This is a genomic window from Streptomyces sp. NPDC023541, assembly GCF_055559995.1.
In genome coordinates this window covers 32,621-51,236 of sequence record NZ_JBVHJO010000021.1, presented here as the reverse complement: position 1 = coordinate 51,236, position 18,616 = coordinate 32,621, and the positions used below count along the sequence as shown (strand labels likewise).

21 protein-coding genes and 1 pseudogene are annotated in these 18,616 nt (G+C 72.7%); 13 read left to right on the top strand and 9 right to left on the bottom strand.

Features of this window, described 5'->3' with window-relative positions:
- Positions 1-5 precede the first annotated feature (5 nt).
- The gene (gene dtd, locus ACZ3X1_RS33060) at positions 6-431 is read right to left on the bottom strand and encodes a D-aminoacyl-tRNA deacylase (protein WP_356813721.1); all 426 of its coding nucleotides are present in this window, start codon (positions 429-431) and stop codon (positions 6-8) included.
- Positions 432-567: 136 nt separating this feature from the next.
- Between dtd and ACZ3X1_RS33055 the strand changes: the two genes are divergently transcribed.
- From ACZ3X1_RS33055 to ACZ3X1_RS33045, 3 genes are read left to right on the top strand one after another with little or no spacing between them, the layout of a single operon-like run.
- Positions 568-1,149 (top strand): RsiG family protein, encoded by a 582-nt coding sequence (locus ACZ3X1_RS33055; RefSeq protein WP_467282636.1) that lies wholly within the window; start codon positions 568-570, stop codon positions 1,147-1,149.
- A gap of 47 nt (positions 1,150-1,196) precedes the next feature.
- A complete protein-coding gene (locus ACZ3X1_RS33050) occupies positions 1,197-2,441 on the top strand; it encodes a GNAT family N-acetyltransferase (RefSeq protein ID WP_467282634.1) in 1,245 nt (414 codons plus the stop codon).
- A 52-nt stretch (positions 2,442-2,493) separates the two neighbouring features.
- Positions 2,494-3,255 carry a putative protein N(5)-glutamine methyltransferase gene (locus tag ACZ3X1_RS33045; RefSeq protein ID WP_356813718.1) on the top strand — a complete coding sequence of 254 codons (762 nt, stop codon included), beginning with the start codon at positions 2,494-2,496 and terminating at the stop codon, positions 3,253-3,255.
- Positions 3,256-3,288: 33 nt separating this feature from the next.
- Here the strand turns inward: ACZ3X1_RS33045 and ACZ3X1_RS33040 are convergent, their stop codons facing one another.
- On the bottom strand, positions 3,289-3,603 hold the full coding sequence (locus ACZ3X1_RS33040; RefSeq protein WP_390078862.1) for a deoxyxylulose-5-phosphate synthase: 315 nt from the start codon (positions 3,601-3,603) through the stop codon (positions 3,289-3,291).
- A 168-nt stretch (positions 3,604-3,771) separates the two neighbouring features.
- Here ACZ3X1_RS33040 and ACZ3X1_RS33035 point away from each other — a divergent pair, with 168 nt between their 5' ends.
- From ACZ3X1_RS33035 to ACZ3X1_RS33025, 3 genes are all read left to right on the top strand, one after another.
- Entirely contained in the window at positions 3,772-4,173 is a 402-nt protein-coding gene (locus ACZ3X1_RS33035; protein ID WP_356813716.1) for a helix-turn-helix domain-containing protein, read from the top strand.
- A gap of 23 nt (positions 4,174-4,196) precedes the next feature.
- Complete coding sequence (locus ACZ3X1_RS33030) at positions 4,197-4,751, top strand: hypothetical protein (protein WP_356813715.1); 555 nt, start codon at positions 4,197-4,199, stop codon at positions 4,749-4,751.
- A gap of 144 nt (positions 4,752-4,895) precedes the next feature.
- Positions 4,896-5,234, top strand: coding sequence for a DUF2516 family protein (locus ACZ3X1_RS33025; protein WP_356813714.1), 339 nt, complete (start codon positions 4,896-4,898; stop codon positions 5,232-5,234).
- Between the two features lie 79 nt (positions 5,235-5,313).
- Here the strand turns inward: ACZ3X1_RS33025 and ACZ3X1_RS33020 are convergent, their stop codons facing one another.
- The 3 genes from ACZ3X1_RS33020 to ACZ3X1_RS33010 form a co-directional block, all read right to left on the bottom strand.
- Positions 5,314-6,804 (bottom strand): PP2C family protein-serine/threonine phosphatase, encoded by a 1,491-nt coding sequence (locus tag ACZ3X1_RS33020; protein WP_467282629.1) that lies wholly within the window; start codon positions 6,802-6,804, stop codon positions 5,314-5,316.
- A 374-nt stretch (positions 6,805-7,178) separates the two neighbouring features.
- Positions 7,179-8,210, bottom strand: coding sequence for a C40 family peptidase (locus tag ACZ3X1_RS33015; protein WP_390078857.1), 1,032 nt, complete (start codon positions 8,208-8,210; stop codon positions 7,179-7,181).
- Between the two features lie 264 nt (positions 8,211-8,474).
- Complete coding sequence (locus tag ACZ3X1_RS33010; protein ID WP_467282626.1) at positions 8,475-9,296, bottom strand: class I SAM-dependent methyltransferase; 822 nt, start codon at positions 9,294-9,296, stop codon at positions 8,475-8,477.
- Between the two features lie 237 nt (positions 9,297-9,533).
- On the opposite strand from ACZ3X1_RS33010, the gene mshA reads away from it, so the two are divergent.
- Positions 9,534-10,919 carry a D-inositol-3-phosphate glycosyltransferase gene (gene mshA / locus ACZ3X1_RS33005; RefSeq protein ID WP_391707908.1) on the top strand — a complete coding sequence of 462 codons (1,386 nt, stop codon included), beginning with the start codon at positions 9,534-9,536 and terminating at the stop codon, positions 10,917-10,919.
- Positions 10,912-11,433 (top strand): type III secretion system chaperone family protein, encoded by a 522-nt coding sequence (locus tag ACZ3X1_RS33000; protein ID WP_356813710.1) that lies wholly within the window; start codon positions 10,912-10,914, stop codon positions 11,431-11,433. Before mshA ends, ACZ3X1_RS33000 begins: the two co-directional genes overlap by 8 nt.
- Before the next feature lie 52 nt (positions 11,434-11,485).
- On the opposite strand, the gene ACZ3X1_RS32995 is transcribed toward ACZ3X1_RS33000, so the two are convergent.
- A complete protein-coding gene (locus ACZ3X1_RS32995) occupies positions 11,486-12,886 on the bottom strand; it encodes an MDR family MFS transporter (protein WP_356813709.1) in 1,401 nt (466 codons plus the stop codon).
- Between the two features lie 129 nt (positions 12,887-13,015).
- Here ACZ3X1_RS32995 and ACZ3X1_RS32990 point away from each other — a divergent pair, with 129 nt between their 5' ends.
- The gene (locus tag ACZ3X1_RS32990) at positions 13,016-13,774 is read left to right on the top strand and encodes a phosphoglyceromutase (protein ID WP_467282621.1); all 759 of its coding nucleotides are present in this window, start codon (positions 13,016-13,018) and stop codon (positions 13,772-13,774) included.
- A 77-nt stretch (positions 13,775-13,851) separates the two neighbouring features.
- Here the strand turns inward: ACZ3X1_RS32990 and ACZ3X1_RS32985 are convergent, their stop codons facing one another.
- Positions 13,852-14,445, bottom strand: coding sequence for a DUF2867 domain-containing protein (locus ACZ3X1_RS32985; protein WP_356813708.1), 594 nt, complete (start codon positions 14,443-14,445; stop codon positions 13,852-13,854).
- A gap of 96 nt (positions 14,446-14,541) precedes the next feature.
- Here ACZ3X1_RS32985 and ACZ3X1_RS32980 point away from each other — a divergent pair, with 96 nt between their 5' ends.
- Positions 14,542-15,102 carry a TetR/AcrR family transcriptional regulator gene (locus tag ACZ3X1_RS32980; protein WP_356813707.1) on the top strand — a complete coding sequence of 187 codons (561 nt, stop codon included), beginning with the start codon at positions 14,542-14,544 and terminating at the stop codon, positions 15,100-15,102.
- Between the two features lie 97 nt (positions 15,103-15,199).
- Here ACZ3X1_RS32980 and ACZ3X1_RS32975 read toward each other — a convergent pair whose 3' ends face one another.
- The gene (locus tag ACZ3X1_RS32975; RefSeq protein WP_356813706.1) at positions 15,200-15,349 is read right to left on the bottom strand and encodes a hypothetical protein; all 150 of its coding nucleotides are present in this window, start codon (positions 15,347-15,349) and stop codon (positions 15,200-15,202) included.
- 247 nt (positions 15,350-15,596) lie between these two features.
- A complete protein-coding gene (gene phoU / locus ACZ3X1_RS32970; protein ID WP_356813705.1) occupies positions 15,597-16,274 on the bottom strand; it encodes a phosphate signaling complex protein PhoU in 678 nt (225 codons plus the stop codon).
- A gap of 216 nt (positions 16,275-16,490) precedes the next feature.
- Here phoU and phoR point away from each other — a divergent pair.
- From phoR to ACZ3X1_RS32955, 3 genes and pseudogenes are all read left to right on the top strand, one after another.
- A pseudogene (gene phoR / locus ACZ3X1_RS32965) lies at positions 16,491-17,636 on the top strand (two-component system sensor histidine kinase PhoR); the annotation flags it as partial.
- Positions 17,637-17,740: 104 nt separating this feature from the next.
- The gene (phoP, locus tag ACZ3X1_RS32960) at positions 17,741-18,412 is read left to right on the top strand and encodes a two-component system response regulator PhoP (protein WP_467282709.1); all 672 of its coding nucleotides are present in this window, start codon (positions 17,741-17,743) and stop codon (positions 18,410-18,412) included.
- A gap of 46 nt (positions 18,413-18,458) precedes the next feature.
- Positions 18,459-18,590 (top strand): hypothetical protein, encoded by a 132-nt coding sequence (locus ACZ3X1_RS32955; protein WP_467282618.1) that lies wholly within the window; start codon positions 18,459-18,461, stop codon positions 18,588-18,590.
- The last annotated feature ends 26 nt before the right edge of the window (positions 18,591-18,616 follow it).

Sequence of the window (18,616 nt, the reverse complement as noted above, 5' to 3'; positions counted from 1 at the left end):
CGCTCTCACACGTCGACGACGATGGTGAACGGGCCGTGGTTGGTCAGCGACACCCGCATGTCCGCCCCGAAACGGCCCGTCGCCACGGTCGCGCCCAGCGCACGCAGCTGCGCGACGACCTCGTCGACCAGCGGCTCGGCGACCGGACCGGGCGCCGCCGCGTTCCACGTGGGGCGCCGCCCCTTGCGGGCGTCGCCGTAGAGCGTGAACTGGGAGATCACCAGCAGCGGTGCGCCGTTGTCGCTGCAGGACTTCTCGCCCTCCAGGATCCGCACGGACCACAGCTTGCGCGCCAGCGCCGCCGCCTTCTCCGGCGTGTCGTCGTGGGTCACCCCCACCAGCACGCACAGCCCCTCGCCGACGATCTCGCCCACGGTCTCGCCGCCGACGACGACGCTCGCGCCGTCCACCCTCTGCACCACAGCTCGCATACCCCCTGTGTACCAGCCTTGCACCCGTCCGGGGCCGATCGGGTGGAGTGGGACTGCACCGGGGCCACGGAGAGTGGCACGATGCACGCAGGCGGTGCGGGTGCGCCGCACCGGTCGAGGGGACGGACTCGTTCGTATGAATACTTCTGGTACAGCCGTACCTGCGTCACCCGGTTCCGTCGCAGCTGCCGCGGTACGACCGCCCGCGCAGCGCACGGCCGAGACGCAGGAGCCGGGCCCGGCGGCCCCGGCCACCGCGCTCGGGCTGCCCGAACTGCGCGCGCTGCGCCGCGACGCGCAGCGCGACGAAGCCGACCTGAGCTACGTGCGCAGACTGCTCCAGGGCCGCATCGACATCCTGCGCGCCGAGCTCGCCCGGCGCACCGACCCCGAGGCGCCGGTGGTGGACCGGCTCTCGGTGATCCTCGCCGACGCCCCCTCCAGCCGCAGCGCCTCCGCCCGGCACGTCACGCTCGGCACCCCGCACAGCGAGGAGTACCGGGTGCTGGCGGCGGAGATGCTCGCCGACGTCGAGCTGTCGGACCTGGAGGCCCGCACGGACGGTGAACTTCACGACGGGATGGGGCGTCTGGTGCGCTACGAGCAGCAGGTCTCTCGGCGCCGACAGCAGCTCCAGCGCACGGTCGACGAGTGCAGTGTGGAGATCACCCGGCGGTACCGGGAGGGAGAAGCGCAGGTGGACGACCTGCTGGTGTAAGGAAATTCGGGCGACCCGCGCCGGTCCGGCGATTAGCGTGGGCCGCTATGAGTGCTGACGTCCGGCCGATCGCCGAATCCGAGCTCCACGACTGGCTGCGCGCCGTCCACACCGGTTTTCTGACCGCGACCCGGGTGACGGACTCCGATGTCGCCCAGCGCGCCAAGTACAACGACCTCGCCCGGACCCAGGGCGCGTTCGACACCGACAGCGGCCGCTGCGTGGCCGCCTTCCGTTCCTTCGCGCAGGAGTTGACCGTGCCCGGCGGCGCGGCCGTCCCCTCCAGCGCGGTCTCCAACGTGGGCGTGCTGCCCACCCACCGCCGGCAGGGTCTGCTGACCCGCATGATGCGCGCCGAGTTCGCCGCGGCCGCGGCGCGCGGCGAGGCGCTGGCGACGCTGATCGCCGCCGAGTACCCGATCTACGGGCGGTACGGCTTCGGGCCCGCCACATCCCTCGTGGAGTGGGAGATCGACGTACCGCGCACCGGGCTGGACCGGCGGCTGGCGGCGCCCGTGGACGGCGGGCGGATCGAGCTGGTGGACGCGGCCGACTTCCGGCGGTTCGGCCCGGGGCTCCACGACCGGCTGCGGGCGGCCACTCCTGGGGCGGTGAACCGCGACGAGCGCTGGTGGAACCTGGCCACCGGGCTGGAGGAGTTCTCGCACCGGCCGTACAAGGAGAAGTTCCACGCCGTGTACCGGACGGCGGAGGGCGAGGTGGCCGGCGTCGCCGTCTACACCGCTGACGACCACTGGACGGACGCGAAGCTCCCGCAGAACACCGTGCAGGTGCGGGACCTGCTGGCGCTCACCCCGCAGGCCGAGCGGGCGCTGTGGCAGTTCCTGTGCTCGATCGACTGGGTGCAGAAGGTCCGCACGGGCTACCGGGCCCCCGACGACCTGCTCCCCGAGCTGCTGCCCGACCCGCGGTCGGCGCGGGTCGTGACGTCCGCGGACTTCCTGTGGGTGCGGGTGCTGGACGTCGTTCGCGCCCTAGGCGCGCGGACGTACGAGGCGCCGGGGGTGCTCGTACTGGAGGTCACGGACCAGGCGGGCCCGGCGGCCGGGCGCTACCGGCTGGACGCGGCGGCGGGCGTGTGCGAGCGCACGCGGGAGCCGGCGGACCTACGGCTGGACGTGTCCGCGCTGGGATCCTTGTACCTGGGTGACGCTTCCGCGGTACGGCTGGCCGCGCTCGGGCGGGTGACCGGGGAGCGGCCGGGCGCGGTCGCGCTGGCGGACGCGGTGTTCCGCACCGCGCGCCGTCCGTGGTGCCCGGACATCTTCTGAGGTCGCGGACCGCGGACGAAGGACCGAGGACGAAGGACAGAGGACTGAGGTTTTGACGTCACTTGTGGAATCCCTGCGCGCGGCCGGCTGTGTCTTCGCGGAGGAGGAGGCGGAGCTGCTGAGCGGCGCCGCCCGGGACGACGCGCACCTGGCGCGGCTGCTGGCCCGCCGGGTCGGCGGCGAACCGCTCGAACACGTCGTGGGCTGGGCGGAGTTCTGCGGACTGCGCGTACAGGTCGGCGCGGGTGCCTTCGTGCCGCGCAGGCGCACGGAGTTCCTGGTGCAGGAGGCGCTGGCGCTGACCCGGCCGGGCGCGGTGGTGCTGGACCTGTGCTGCGGCGTCGGCGCGCTGGGCGCGGCGGTGGCGGCGCACTCCCCGGGCGGGGTGGAGCTGCACGTGGCCGACATCGACCCGGCGGCTCTGGCGTACGCGCGGCGCAACGTGGCCCCGTACGGTGGCCGGGTGTGGGAGGGCGATCTGTACGCCGCGCTCCCGCCCGAGCTGCGCGGGCGGGTGGACGTGCTGGTGGTCAACGCCCCGTACGTGCCCACGGAGGAGATCGGCCTGATGCCGTCGGAGGCGCGCGACCACGAGCCGCGGGTCTCGCTGGACGGCGGGGCCGACGGCCTGGACGTCCACCGCCGGGTCGCGGCGGGCGCCCTGCCCTGGCTGGCCCCGGGCGGCCGCCTGCTGATCGAGACGAGCGCGCGCCAGGCCCCGTCGACGGCCTCGGCGCTGACCTCCGCGGGCCTCGCGGTCCGTGCGGTCACCTCGGAGGAGCTGTACGCGACCGTGGTGATCGGCACGTCCTGAACCGGCTGTCGCCCGCGCGCGCCCGCTCCGCTGTCACCGGGTGGCGAGCGCGCGGGCGACCGGCACCCCGGTACGCCGGGCGTACGCGAGCCGCTCGCGCACCTCGCGCAGGCTCCGCGGCCGGTAGCCGGGTCCGCATCCGCAGCAGGCCTGCCGGAAGTCGAGCCCGGCGTGCAGGAGTACGGACAGGACCCGCCAGGCGTCCCGGTCCCGCCGCGGCGGCGCCTCGAAGGCGTCCCCGGCGAGGACGAGGGCCCGGCGGCAGCGGGGGCAGCGGTACTCGCGGTACTCGGAGTGCTTGAAGGACACACGGCAGTCGAGGCAGACGTAGGCAGAGCGATGCGGCATGCGGCCAGTCTCCGTCGGCGCACCGCCGGCCCGCGAAGGGATTTCCGACGGCTTCAGCGGCTGACCGCGGCTCGGCGGTCGGCGTGGTCGGCGTGGTCGGCGGCGCGAGCGGGAGATGTTGCAAGCATCTGCTTGCAAAAGTTAGCGGCGTCGGGCAGGATCGACACCATGGCATCGCTCAACGTCGGAAACCTCGGCGAATACCTCCGTGAGCAACGGCGGCAGGCGCAGCTCTCGCTGCGGCAGCTGGCCGACGCCGCGGGGGTGTCGAATCCGTACCTGAGCCAGATCGAGCGCGGGCTGCGCAAGCCGAGCGCGGACATCCTCCAGCAGCTGGCCAAGGCGCTGCGGATCTCCGCGGAGACGCTGTACGTGCAGGCCGGGATCCTTGACGAGCGGGACCGCGACGAGGTGGAGACGCGAGCCGTCATACTCGCCGACCCCTCCATCAGCGAGCGGCAGAAGCAGGTGCTGCTCCAGGTCTACGAGTCGTTCCGCAAGGAGAACGCACTCGACGAGCCCGCCGTTCCCGGCGTTCCCGCTGACGAGATGCCGTCGAAGACCGACTGAAGTTGATCCGGGAGGACCAGCACATGGCCATCGCCGATGACCTGAAGAAGACCCTCACCGACCCCACTCCCCTCTACTTCGCCGCCGGCACCGCCGATCTCGCCGTGCAGCAGGCGAAGAAGGTGCCGGAGCTCATCGAGCAGCTGCGCGCCGAGGCCCCCGCGCGCATCGAGGCCGTGAAGAACACGGACCCGAAGGCCGTGCAGGACGCGGTCACCGCCAAGGTCGCCGAGGTGCTCGGCGCGATCGACCCGAAGAAGATCGGTGAGACCGCCCAGGACCTGGCGCTGCGCGGTGTCGGCGTGGCCGCCGAGTACGCGGTGCGCGCCAAGGAGACCTACGACAAGGTCGCCGAGCACGGTGAGCAGGCCGTACGGGCCTGGCGCGGCGAGGTCTCCGAGGAGATCGTCGACATCGCCGTCGTCGTCGAGCCGCGTCCGGAGCGGAAGGCGGAGGCCGAGGAGGCCGCGGAGCCGGCGGCCGAGGCCGCCGCCGACGGGCAGCCCGCCGCCAGGAAGCCCGCCACGCGCAAGGGCACGGCCAAGAAGGCCGCCGTCACGGCGGACGACGCGAGCTGAGCCGCACGCCCGCATGGGCGATCACGGGCCGGGCACCCTTCAAGGGCCCGGCCCGTTGTGGTTGATGGAGGGTCGTGTGCCGGTAGCGTGGAGTGAGGCGGCACCGCAAGTGCCAAGCGCGAGCAGGAGAAGGCGGTCGAAGCGATGTTGATGGACGGGTTCGATCGAGGGGTGATCCCGCTTCTCGGGCTCGCCATGCTGGTGCTCGCCGTCGTGGCCTTCGGGTTCGCGCTGGTGGCGCGGGACGACGCGTACCGGGCGGCGGACAAGCAGAGCAAGACCTTCTGGCTGGTCATCCTGGGCATCACCGTGCTCGTGGACGCCTTCCTGGGGATGCTCTTCCTGCAGATCGCGGGCCTGGTGGCGACCATTGTGTTCTTCGTGGACGTACGACCGGCCCTCAAGCAGGTCTCGGGTGGCGGCCGTCGCAGCGGTGGCAGCAGCAGCGACGGCCCGTACGGCCCGTACAACGGGGGTCGGTAGCCGGGGACGGCGGCGGTAGCCCGGGACGGCGGACGGTAGCCGGGGACGGCGGGGGTCCGGCGGGGTCGGCTGAGGGAGGTCAGCCCTCGGAGCGGGAAAGCAGGACCACGGCCACGTCGTCGGTGAGCTCGCCGCCGTTGAGGCGGCGCGCTTCGGTGACGGAGGCCTCCAGCAGCCCCTCACCGCTCAGACCGCGGTCCAGGTGGCGGTTGATCATCTCGACCATGCCGTCCTGGCCCAGGCGTTCCTTGCCCTCGCCGATCCGTCCCTCGATGAGCCCGTCGGTGTAGAGCATCAGGCTCCAGGTGCCGCCGAGCTCGACCTGCCGGCGCGGCCAGCGGGCCCGGGGCAGCAGTCCGAGGGCCGGACCGCTGTTCTCGTAGGGCAGGAGCCGTGCGCGGCGGCCCGGCCGGGAGATCAGCGGGGCGGGATGTCCGGCCAGGCACAGGCCCGCGCGGCGGCCGTCCGGGGCGATGTCGACGGTGCACAGCGTCGCGAAGATCTCCTCGCAGGGACGCTCCACCTCCAGCACCTCCTGGAGGGTGGCCAGCAGGTCGTCGCCGCACAGGCCCGCCAGGGTCAGGGCGCGCCAGGCGATGCGGAGCTCGACGCCGAGGGCGGCTTCGTCGGGGCCGTGGCCGCAGACGTCGCCGATCATGGCGTGGACGGTGCCGTCGGGGGTGCGGACGGTGTCGTAGAAGTCGCCGCCGAGGAGGGCCCGGCTGCGGCCGGGGCGGTAGCGGGCGGCGAAGCGCAGATCGGAGCCCTCAAGGAGCGGGGTGGGGAGCAGGCCGCGCTCCAGGCGGGCGTTCTCCTGGGCGCGCAGTTTCGATTCTGCAAGCTTGTACTGGGCGATGTCGGCCCGTTTTCTCTCCACGGCGTAGCGGATGGCGCGGCTCAGCAGCCTGCCGTCCAGCTCGTCCCGGAAGAGGAAGTCCTGGGCGCCGACGCGGACGGCCTCGGCGGCGCGCTCGGCGTCGTCCTCGTCGGTGAGGACGAGGACGGCGTGGCGCGGGGCGAGGCGCAGCACCTGGTGGAGGACCGCGAGCTGCGGGTCGACGGTGCCGGTGGCCGTGGCGGTGACCGTCCCGGCCCCCCCGGACGCGCCGGATGCCCCCGGAGCCCCGGCCGACGTGAGCGGGATGCGGGCGCCGGTGCCGGGCAGCGACAGGTCGAGCAGGATGCAGTGCACGTCGGGGGTGAGCAGCCGCTCGGCCTCGGTGAGGTTGCGGGCGGTGCGGAGCCGGATGCGGTGGCCGTCGGCGTCGAGGATCTCGGGGACGGTGAGCCCGCCGGCGGGGTCGTCCTCGATGACCAGGAGGGTCAGGGCGGTGGTCTGAGGGGTCGCCTGCGCCACGCCGGCACCTATGGAGGCAGGCGGGGCGGCGGTGTGCAGAACGGCCTGACCGCTCTCCGTGGCGGGGGTGTCCCTCTGCCTCGGTACGGGTACGGGCATCGTTTCCGGTTCCTTCCCTCCCCCCGAGGGTGCGCTCGTCCGGCAGACCCTAGCGGTCGTTGCCCCGCGAACGGAATGCCGTTCTTGGCGCGGGCCTCCGTCATATGCCGTCATCACGGGGGAAACTCGGCCTCACTGGATGACAAAGGTCACGGCGGGGCCGTGTTCCGTCCCGCCAGACGAGACGTGTGCCACAGCCCCGGGGTTGCCTCTCCACCCGCGCCGACTCGGCCCACCCGCACCGGCCCCGGCCGGTCGCCCGCCGCCCGCCCAAAGCCGGTCGCTCGCTGCCGTCCCCGAGCCGGGCGCCGGGCGGGACGAGCCCGCCACTCAGCCCCCGCCCCGTTCCCACGCAGCCCGGCGCGACACCACCGGCGGGGCCGGCCCTGGCATGCGAAGTCCCTTCGGCGCAGCCGGGCTGCTGGGCTGCCGGGCCGGGGGGCGTCGGGCGCGGCCCGGGGGAGGCCGGCCCCCGGGCCCGGGAGGGGTCAGGCGTCCGGGCGGACCACTGCTTTGATCGGCATGGAGCCCGCGCCCGCCAGCGTCACGTTGCGGCCGGGGCGCGGGGCGTGGACCATCGCGCCGTCGCCCACGTACATGCCGACGTGGCTCGCGTCGTCGAAGTAGATGATCAGGTCGCCCGGCCGCATGTCCTTGAGCGCGATCTTCGGCAGCAGCCGCAGCTGCTCCTGCGAGGTGCGCGGGATGCCGCGCCCCGCCGCGCGCCAGGCCTGCGACGTCAGTCCGGAGCAGTCGAAGGAGTCCGGGCCCACCGCGCCCCATTTGTACGGCTTTCCCATCTGGGCGGTGGCGAACTGCACGGCATGCTTGCCGGCGTCCGTCGCCTTGCCGTTGACGTCCTTCATCGCGCCTGTCGACAGCCACGCCGTCTGCGCGCGGTACTGGGCCTCCTGCTCAAGCTGGATCAGCCGGGCCTTCTGCTCGGCCTCCAGCTTGCTCTCCAGCTCCTCCGCCGCCTTGATCTTCTCCTCGATCTGCTTCTTGGACTCCTCCTGCTTGACCCGGTTCGCCTCCAGCTTCTGCCAGCGCTCGCTCGCCTCCTCCGCGTAGCGCTGCAAGTCCGTCTGGGTGCGGTCCAGTTCGGACAGGAGGTCCGAGGCGGCCTTCTCGCCCTGCCGCAACCGGTCCGCCCCGTCGAGGAACTGGTTCGGGTCCTCGCTCAACGCCAGCCGTGCGCCCGGCGGCAGGCCGCCCGAGCGGTACTGCGCGCGGGCCGCGGCGCCGGCGCGGCTCTTGAGCGTGGCGATGCGCTCCTTGCCCGCGACGATCAGGTTGGCGATCTCGACGATCTTGTCCGACTGGGCCTTGGTCTCGGCCTCGGCGAGGTTGTAGGCGTCCGTCGCGGTGCCCGCCTGCCGGTAGAGCTCGTCGATGTCCTTGCGGACCTGCTCCAGGGACTTGCCGTCAGGCCCGGGCAGGGGAGCCGCCGGTGCCCCCGGAGCGACGGGTGCCGCATACGCCGTGCCCGTCGCGAGGCCCGCTGCCGTCAGCACCGCCATCGCGCACAGCAGCACGAGAGAGCTTGCGCCTCGTCGTCGCCTTACCGACCCCATGGTCCCCCCAAGGCACCCGAGCCAGACCTGGTATCAGATCTGACTATTCATCAGTAACTTCGCACTGCCATCGGGATGGTGCCACGAGTCGATGAATTCCAACACCCTTGTGGATGCCGTTTCGATCTTGTCTGCACCAACGGACCCCCGGTCCTGCCCCTCACGGATCAACGGGGCACCCCCGCCCCCCGTTCCCCGCCCGCACCGCATTCACCCCGCCGGGCGCAACGCCTCCCAGCGCAGCGTCAGTTCCCCCTGCCGCCACCGCCCGGGCCCGTCCGCGAGCGGCCAGTCCGCGGACAGCGCCCGCGCCGTGCGGATCCAGCGCTGCCGCGCCCCGTACGAGGCGTACGGAGCCGCCGCCGCCCAGGCACGGTCGAAGTCGCGCAGGAACGCGTGCACCGGCTCCCCCGGCACGTTCCGGTGGATCAGCGCCTTCGGCAGCCGCTCCGCGAGGTCCGAAGGGCGCTCCAGCGAGCCCAGCCGGGTCGCGAACGTCACCGTGCGCGGCCCCTCCGGTCCCAGCGCCACCCAGACGTGCCGCCGCCCGATCTCGTCGCAGGTGCCCTCCACCAGCAGCCCGTCCGGCGCCAGCCGCGCGCACAGCCGCGCCCACACCTCGGCGACCTGCTCCTCGTCGTACTGGCGCAGTACGTTCGCCGCGCGGATCAGCATCGCCTGCTCCCCGCCCTCCAGCGGGACCTCGAAGCCGCCGTGCCGGAAGCTCAGCCCCTCCCGCTCGTACGGCTTCGCCCCGGCCACCCGCGCCGGCTCGATCTCGATGCCGACCACCCGCACCCGCGGCGCCGCGTCCCGCAGCCGCGCCAACAGCTCGACCGCCGTCCAGGGCGCGGCCCCGTACCCGAGGTCCACCGCCACCGGGTCCCCCGCACGCCGCAGCGCCGCCCCGTGGGCGGCCGCGATCCAGCGGTCCATGCGGCGCAACCGGTTCGGGTTCGTCGTCCCGCGCGTCACCGAACCCACAGGACGGCCGGGGGCGCGGCTGGGTGACGGGGTACTGCGGGAGGCCATGAGCCGAGGGTAAGCGGAGCGCCCCACGCGGTAAAAACCGCCCGCACCCCCCGAAAATCGCGCGGCGCCCCAAGAAAGCACCAAGAAACAGGGGGACCGCGCAGGAAAACCGGGCACCCCGGAATGCGGGGGACGGCCATCCGGGTTGCACTCCTTGCAGGGCGCCCTACGCGCCCCCGCAGTCATGCCGTCCGAGCGTCCGAGCGCGCACCGTCCGAGCCGAGAGGAAGCGCTTCCTTGAGCCAGTACGTGTCCCGCCTCGGCGGCAGCCTCAGCGGGCGCCTCGCCGCCGCCCGCGCCGCCACCCGTCACGAACCGCCCCGGCTGCGCCTGCCGGCCGTCGGCCACCACCGCAAACCGCGCCGCGTGGCCATGCTCAGCGTGCACACCTCACCGCTGCACCAGCCGGGCACCGGCGACGCCGGCGGGATGAACGTCTACATCGTGGAGCTGGCCCGCCGCCTCGCCGCGATCAACATCGACGTCGAGATCTTCACCCGCGCCACCACCGGCGGGCTCCCGCCCGTGGTCGAGCTGGCCCCCGGCGTCCTCGTACGGCACGTGGACGCGGGCCCCTACGAGGGCCTCGCCAAGGAGGAGCTCCCGGCCCAGCTGTGCGCCTTCACCCACGGCGTGATGCAGGCCTGGGCCGGCCACCGCCCCGGCTACTACGACCTCGTCCACTCCCACTACTGGCTCTCCGGGCACGTGGGCTGGCTCGCCGCCGAACGCTGGGGCGTGCCCCTCGTCCACGCCATGCACACCATGGCCAAGGTCAAGAACGCGGCGCTGGCCGAGGGCGACACCCCCGAGCCCGCCGCCCGCGTCATAGGCGAGACCCAGATAGTCTCCGCCGCCGACCGCCTCATCGCCAACACCGCCGAAGAGGCCGACGAGCTCGTCCGCCACTACGAGGCCGACCCCGCCAAGGTGGCCGTCGTCCACCCCGGCGTGAACCTCGACCGCTTCACCGTCGGCGACGGCCGGGCCGCCGCCCGCGCCCGCCTGGGCCTCCCGCAGGACGCCGTCATCCCGCTCTTCGCCGGGCGCATCCAGCCGCTGAAGGCCCCCGACATCCTGCTGCGCGCCGTCGCCGTCCTCGTCGACCGCGACCCCTCGCTGCGCCGCCGCCTCTTCGTCCCCGTCGTCGGCGGCCCCAGCGGCAGCGGACTCGCCAAGCCCGAGGGCCTGCAGAAGCTCGCCGCCAGACTGGGCATCGCCGACCTCGTGCACTTCCACCCGCCGGTCGCCCAGGACGGCCTCGCCGACTGGTTCCGGGCGGCGTCCGTTCTGGTCATGCCGTCCTACAGCGAGTCCTTCGGGCTCGTCGCGATAGAGGCCCAGGCCGCCGGCACCCCGGTGCTGGCCGCCGAGGTCGGCGGGCTGCCCGTCGCCGTCAACGACGGCGTCACGGGGATCCTCGTACCCGGACACGACCCGGCGGACTACGCGCGGCAGCTGCGCCGCTTCGTCGACGAGCCCGGGCTCGCGGACCGGATGGGGGCCGAGGCGGCGCGGCACGCGCAGTTCTTCGGCTGGGACACGGCGGCCGCCGGCACGGCCGACGTCTACACGGCGGCCATGCACGATCACCGCCGTCGCGTACGCTCCCACCATGGCTGACACTGCCGAGATCATCGAGAGCGCGCTCGCCGGCGCGGAGCTGAGCTGGGAGAGCCCTCGACCGGGCACCTACGTCGTCCAGCTCCCCGGCACGCGCAAGCTCAGCACCACCTGCTCGATCCGGGTCGGCCGGCACTCGCTGTCGGTCAACGCCTTCGTGATCCGCCACCCCGACGAGAACGAGGCGGGCGTCCACCGCTGGCTGCTGGAGCGCAATCTCAAGCTGTACGGGATGGCGTACGCGGTGGACCGCCTCGGCGACATCTATCTGACGGCCCGCCTGCCGCTGTCGGTGGTCACCCCGGAGGAGCTGGACCGGCTGCTCGGCACGGTGCTGGAGGCCGCGGACGGTTCGTTCAACACGCTGCTGGAGCTGGGCTTCGCGAGCGCGATCCGGCGCGAGTACGAGTGGCGGGTCTCGCGCGGCGAGCCGACCTTCAACCTCGACGCCTTCAAGCACCTGACGCGCCCGCAGGACGAGCCGTCGCCCGCGCCCGGCGGCCCGGCCGACTGACACCGGCGCGGAGCCGCCGGCCGGGGTCCGGTCGGAGCCCGGCCGGCTCCGGTCAGCCCGCCCGGACCGGGGCAGGAACCGGGTTCGGGCCCGGGTCCGGAACCGGGTTCGGGTCCGGGGCGGGGAGCGGCTCGGCGGGAGCCGGTGCGCAGGGCAGGGCTTCCGCCGCCTTCGGGCCGGCGGCGACACCGGCCGCCGCCGGGTCCGTACCCCTGTCCCCGTCGGGCAGGTTCCGCATCAGCAGCCAGTAGCCCGCCGCCGCCACCGTGCCCAGTACGCCCGTGGCCGCCCACAGCCGGCCCGCCCCCCACCGGTCGATCATGAAGCCCGCCATCAGCGGCGCCACCAGCGCGGCCACCGCCCAGGACATCGTGTAGACGCCCTGGTAGCGCCCGCGTCCGTGCACCGGCGAGAGGCGTACGACCAGGCTCATCTGGGTCGGCGAGTTGACGATCTCGGCGAGCGTCCACACGCACACCGTCAGCGCGTACGCCCACAGCGGTCCGGCGAAGGCCGTCAGCGCGAAGCCGTAGCCGGCCAGCAGCGCCGAGACGACCAGCAGCTTCTGCGGGTCCCGGTGCTCGATGAAGCCGGTGACCGGGATCTGCAGCACCACGATCAGCAGGCCGTTCACGGCGATGACGAGCCCGTAGTCCCCGGGGGAGAATCCGGCGGACCCCATGGCGACCGGCAGGCCGACCGAGCCCTGAGTGAAGATCAGCGAGATCAGGAACGACAGGCCGACCACACCCATGAACCGGCCGTCCCGCAGCACGGTCCCGAGCCCGATCTCCGAGCCGCCACCGGTCCTTCCCGAGGCGGCGCCGGACGCGCCGGACGCACCGGCTCCGCCGCCTTCCGGGCGGGACTCGGGCAGCTTGACGAACACCAGCACCGCGCAGGCCAGCGTGAGCGCCGCCTCGCCCAGGAAGCCGGCCAGGTAGCTGTACTCGGCGATCAGGCCCGCCGCGGTCGCGCTGACGGCGAAGCCGAGGTTGATGGCCCAGTAGTTGAGCGCGAAGGCCCGTACGCGGTCCTCGGGGCGGACGATGTCCGCCATCATCGCCGCGACCGCCGGACGGGAGGCGTTCGAGGTCATGCCGACCAGCAGGGCCACCGCCGCGATCGCCGCCGGGTGTTCCATGAAGCCCAGCAGCGCCACCGAGAAGGCGGTCGAGGCCTGGGCCGCCAGCAGCGTGGGGCGCCGCCCCAGACGGTCGGTCATCACGCCCGCGACGAGCGAGGAAACCACACCGCCCAGCCCGTGGAGGGCGACGACGAGGCCCGCGAAGGAGGCCGAGTAGCCCCGGTCCAGCGTCAGGTACAAGGTCATGAAGGTGGCGACGAAGGCACCGAGCCGGTTCACGAGCGTGCTCGTCCAGAGCCACCAGAACGCCCGGGGCAGCCCCGCGACGCTCTCCCGGGCGGCCCGTCTCAGACTGGCTGCGGACATACGGAATCCCCCCGAGGGTGTAAGCGTCGCTCTGCCGATGGGCACATTACGAGGGGGTGGGCTCGGGGCGCCACCCAATTGACCCGAGCCGTCAATCGACACCCTCGCGCGTCCATTAGGCTCGTACGCATGGCCGACGCACCGTACAAGCTGATCCTCCTCCGCCACGGCGAGAGCGAATGGAACGCGAAGAACCTGTTCACCGGCTGGGTGGACGTCAACCTCACCGAGAAGGGCGAGAAGGAGGCGGTCCGTGGCGGTGAGCTGCTGAAGGACGCCGGCCTGCTGCCCGACGTTCTGCACACCTCCCTCCAGAAGCGCGCCATCCGCACCGCTCAGCTCGCGCTCGAGTCCGCGGACCGCCACTGGATCCCGGTGCACCGCTCCTGGCGCCTGAACGAGCGCCACTACGGCGCGCTGCAGGGCAAGGACAAGGCGCAGACCCTCGCGGAGTTCGGCGAGGAGCAGTTCATGCTGTGGCGCCGCTCCTACGACACCCCGCCGCCGGTGCTGAAGGACGGTACGGAGTTCTCGCAGTCCGAGGACCCGCGCTACGCGTCGATCCCGAACGAGCTGCGTCCGCGCACCGAGTGCCTCAAGGACGTCGTCGAGCGCATGCTGCCGTACTGGTACGACGGCATCGTCCCGGACCTGCTGGCGGGCCGCACGGTCCTGGTGGCCGCGCACGGCAACTCCCTGCGCGGTCTGGTCAAGCACCTCGACAGCATCTCGGACGAGGACATCACGGGCCTGAACATCCCGACCGGCATCCCGCTCGTCTACGAGCTCGACGCCGACTTCAAGCCCCTCAACCCGGGCGGCACCTACCTCGACCCGGCCGCGGCCGCGGCCGCCATCGAGGCCGTCAAGAACCAGGGCAAGAAGTAACGCCCCTGCACCACGCAGAAGCCCCCGTCCGCTGTTGCGCAGCGGGCGGGGGCTTCGTCGTTCTCGTCGTTCTCCGGTCAGTCCGTGGCGGCCGGCGAGTTCGTCCGCCACTCGTTGCCTATCGAGCGGATCAGGGCCGGGTAGACGCCCAGATAGCGGAAGGGCTTGATGGCCAGCATGTAGGCGGCGCCCAGCAGGCCGTTGGGCTTCACCAGGACGGCCATCTGGCCGTGGTGGCCGCCGTTGCCGTCCGGGACCCAGCCGATGTGCATCACGCCGTGCATGGTCCTGTTGGCCGTCTCCGCCGCCCACTCGTCGTGCGTCTGGTAGACGGAGGTGAACGGTGCGGAGGTGAGGTCCGGCCCGCGATCGCCCTCGCGGAGGTCGGCCGGCAGCCGGTCCCGGAGCGTCGGCACCCGCGACCGGAGGCCCCCCGACGGATCGTCCCAGCCGAGCAGTGCCCCGAGCTTCCAGCGGATCGCGAAGAGCGCCCGTCCCGCGCGGGAGGGGACCGGGTCCCCCGAGCCCGTCGCGAACTGGCGTACCAGGCGCGCGAGGTCGTCGGGACCGCCGGGGGTGGGCAGGGCCCACACGTCCTCGAGCCGGAAGTCGCCGGCGATCTCGTGGATGCGCCAAGGGCGCGAAGTGTGGGCGGTGCTGGGGAGTCTCATGCGCAAGCCCCTATCTATACGATGCCGTATAGAACGAGACTAGCAGCTATCTATACGGCACCGTATAGATGGGGGTCCGTGCGAGGAGGACACACCATGGGCGCGACCCGCACGCCACGCGGCAAGTGGATCGAGGAGGGCTTGCGGGCGCTGGCCGCCGGCGGCCCGGATGCGGTCCGCGTCGAGTCGCTGGCGCAGGCGCTCGGCGTCAGCAAGGGCGGCTTCTACGGCTACTTCGGCAGCCGGGGCGCGCTGCTCACCGAGATGCTCGACACCTGGGAGCGGGAGGTCACCGAGGCGGTGATCGAGCTGGTCGAGAGCGGCGGGGGAGACGCCCGCGCCAGGCTGGACCGGCTGTTCACGATCGTCGCCTCGTACGACGAGGGGCCGGTGGTGGGCGTCGACGCCGACCTGGCGATCCGCGACTGGGCGCGCCGTGACGAGACCGTCGCCGAGCGGCTGCGCCGTGCGGACAGCCGGCGCATGGAGTACCTGCGCTCGCTGTACCGCGCCTTCTGCACCGACGAGGACGACGTCGAGGTCCGCTCCCTGATCACCTTCTCCTTGCGGATCGGCTCCCACTTCATCGCGGCCGACCACGGTGGCCGCAGCCGCGCGGAGGTCATGGCGCTGACCCGCACATGGCTCCTGCGGTAGGGGTGTCTGCGTACCGAGAAAGGCCCCCGCCTGCGGATGTCCGCGGGCAGGGGGCCTCTCGGCGCAACCGGTGCGGTGCCGAGCCGGGTGGGCCCGGTCAGCCGCCGCACTGGCAGGGGGCACCGGACTGGCAGCCGCAGCCGCAGCCGGAGCCGCAGCCGCAGGCCGCGAGCAGCGGCAGCCGCAGCGGCTCGGACTTCGGCGGCTGCTCCTGCTCCGGGGTGATGGGGACGGGGGAATCGGGCATGGTTCCTCCTCGGAGAGGCGGTGCCCCGCGGCATACGGGACTTCGTACGATTGGCCGCCTCGCCCTCATTCATGCCCAGCTCCACCGGCGCGTCAACGGCGCACGGAAGCTCTGCCGGGCCCGCCGCCCGCCCGGCTCCGTCAGACGACGGAGGTCACCGCGGTCAGGTGCCCGCGGTCAGAGGCCCACGGTCAGGCGCCCGCGGTCAGAGGCCCACGGTCAGGCACCCGTGGTCAGAGGCCCGCGGTCAGGCGCCCTCGATCTGGGTCGGCTGCTGGAGGTCGTCCGCGTGCTCGCCCGTCACGAGGTAGACCACGCGCTTGGCCACCGACACCGCGTGGTCCGCGAAGCGCTCGTAGTAGCGGCCGAGCAGCGTCACGTCCACCGCCGTCTCGATGCCGTGCTTCCAGCGGTCGTCCATCAGGTGCTGGAACAGCGTCCGGTGCAGCTGGTCCATCTCGTCGTCGTCCTGCTCCAGCTGGAGCGCCAGGTCGACGTCCTTCGTGATGATGACCTCGGCCGCCTTCGCCATCAGGCGCTGCGCCAGCTGCCCCATCTCCAGGATCGTGGCGTGCAGGTCACGCGGGACGGCGCGGTCCGGGAAGCGCAGCCGGGCGAGCTTCGCCACGTGCTGGGCCAGGTCGCCGCTGCGCTCCAGGTCGGCGCTCATGCGCAGCGAGGTCACCACGATCCGCAGGTCGGTGGCGACCGGCTGCTGGCGGGCCAGCAGGGCGATGGCGCGGGCCTCCAGATCGTGCTGGAGGTCGTCGACCTTCTGGTCGGCGGCGATGACGCTCTCGGCGAGCTTGAGGTCGGCATCGAGCATGGACGTCGTCGCCCGCCCGATCGCGGAACCGACGAGCCGGGCCATCTCGACCAGGCTTTCTCCGATCGAGTCCAGTTCCTCGTGGTACGCGTCGCGCATGTCTCGTGTCCCTCTCTCGACCTACTACTGCGGTGATGCCCGGGGCGGGCCGGGGCGGCCTTCTGCCCCACGTTGACACGGTGAGCCGCAAACGCGTCCGACTCCGGCACCACAAGTGAATCAACCCCGTCGCCAGGGTGAACTCTGGGCGACGACTGTTCGAGGTGCCACCCGAACGGCTGTGGAAGTGTCGTCGTGCCTGCTTAACCTGGATCCATGGACGTGAACGCGGCGGTCGCCGCAGCTGCAGCGATCGCCGGTATGTGCACCGGCGTCATCGCGATGCTGGCGTTCCGCTGGAGCGAGCGCGACCAGGCCCGCCCCACCCGGAGTTCCATGCGCCCCGACATCAACGCGGTGCTGCCGCCCGGCGTGGACACCGTGCTGTCCGTGCTCCGCTCCTCCGCCGTGGTCCTCGACGAGGGCGACGCCGTCGTCAAGGCCTCCTCCGCCGCCTACGCCCTCGGGCTCGTACGCGGCGGCAAGCTGGCCGTCGAGCCCATGCTCCACATGGCCCGCGACACCCGCCGCGACGGGGAGATACGACAGGTCGAGCTGGACCTGCCCCGCCGCGGCACGGGCCGGGGCGAGGCCCTCGCCGTCTCGGCGCGCGTCGCCCCGCTCGGCTCCCGCCTGGTGCTCCTCCTGGTCGAGGACCTCACCGAGGCCCGCCGCATCGAGGCCGTACGCCGCGACTTCGTCGCCAACGTGTCCCACGAGCTGAAGACCCCGGTCGGGGCGATCTCCCTGCTGTCCGAGGCCGTCATGGACGCCGCGGACGACCCCGAGGCGGTCAGCCGCTTCGCGGGCCGCATGCAGATCGAGTCCACCCGGCTGATCAACCTCGTGCAGGAGCTCATCGACCTCTCCCGGGTACAGAACGACGACCCGCTGGAGGACGCCGAGCCCGTCCGCGTGGACACCCTGGTCGCCGAAGCCATTGACCGCTGCCGCCACACGGCGTCCTCCAAGCAGATCACCATGGCCGCCGGCGGTACCGCCGACCTGCGCGTATGGGGCAACCGCGGACAGCTCGCGGCCGCCCTCGGAAACCTCGTCGAGAACGCCGTCAACTACAGCCCCGCCCGCACCCGCGTCGGAATAGCCGGACGCAGGGTGACGTCCCCCGGGGGAGACTTGATCGAGATCGCCGTGACCGACCAGGGCATCGGCATCCCGGAGAAGGACCGCGAGCGCATCTTCGAGCGCTTCTACCGCGTGGACCCGGCCCGCTCCCGCGCCACGGGAGGAACCGGCCTCGGCCTTGCGATCGTGAAGCACGTGGCCGCCTCGCACGGCGGGGAGGTGTCGGTGTGGAGTTCGGAGGGCCAGGGCTCCACCTTCACCCTGCGACTCCCCGAAGCGGCCGCCTCGTCCCCGGCGGCTGCCCCCCGCACCCACCCGACCCCAGCCTGAACCAGAACCGCTCCAGCCATCCCTGCCCCGGAGGTCCTTCCGTGACCCGAGTGCTCGTCGTCGAGGATGAGGAATCCTTCAGCGACGCCCTGTCCTACATGCTCCGCAAGGAGGGCTTCGAGGTCGCCATCGCGGCGACCGGCCCCGACGGGCTCGACGAGTTCGAGCGCAACGGCGCCGACCTCGTCCTCCTCGACCTGATGCTGCCCGGCCTGCCCGGCACCGAGGTCTGCCGGCAGCTGCGCGGCCGCTCCAACGTTCCCGTGATCATGGTGACCGCCAAGGACAGCGAGATCGACAAGGTCGTCGGACTGGAGATAGGAGCAGACGACTACGTCACCAAGCCCTTCTCCTCGCGGGAGCTGGTCGCCCGCATCCGCGCGGTCCTGCGCCGCCGCGGAGAGCCGGAGGAGGTCGCCCCGGCGGCCCTGGAGGCCGGCCCCGTACGGATGGACGTCGACCGTCACGTGGTCACCGTCGCCGGCGGCAAGGTGGACCTCCCGCTGAAGGAGTTCGACCTGCTGGAGATGCTGCTGCGCAACGCGGGCCGCGTGCTGACCCGCATGCAGCTGATCGACCGGGTCTGGGGCGCCGACTACGTTGGCGACACCAAGACGCTCGACGTCCACGTCAAGCGCCTGCGCGCCAAGATCGAGCCGGACCCGGGCGCGCCGCGCTATCTGGTCACGGTCCGTGGGCTCGGCTACAAGTTCGAGCCGTAAGCCGGGACCCCGGTGTTCCCGGGGGCCGGTCGGAGGCCGGCGCAGCGTGCCGAAGCCGGTGAGGCCCCCCGGGGCCTCGCCGCGCGAGGGGCGCACGTGGGAGGAGTTCGAGCCGGACCCGGGCGCGCCGCGCTATCTGGTCACGGTCCGTGGGCTCGGCTACAAGTTCGAGCCGTAAGCCGGGACCCCGGTGTTCCCGGGGGC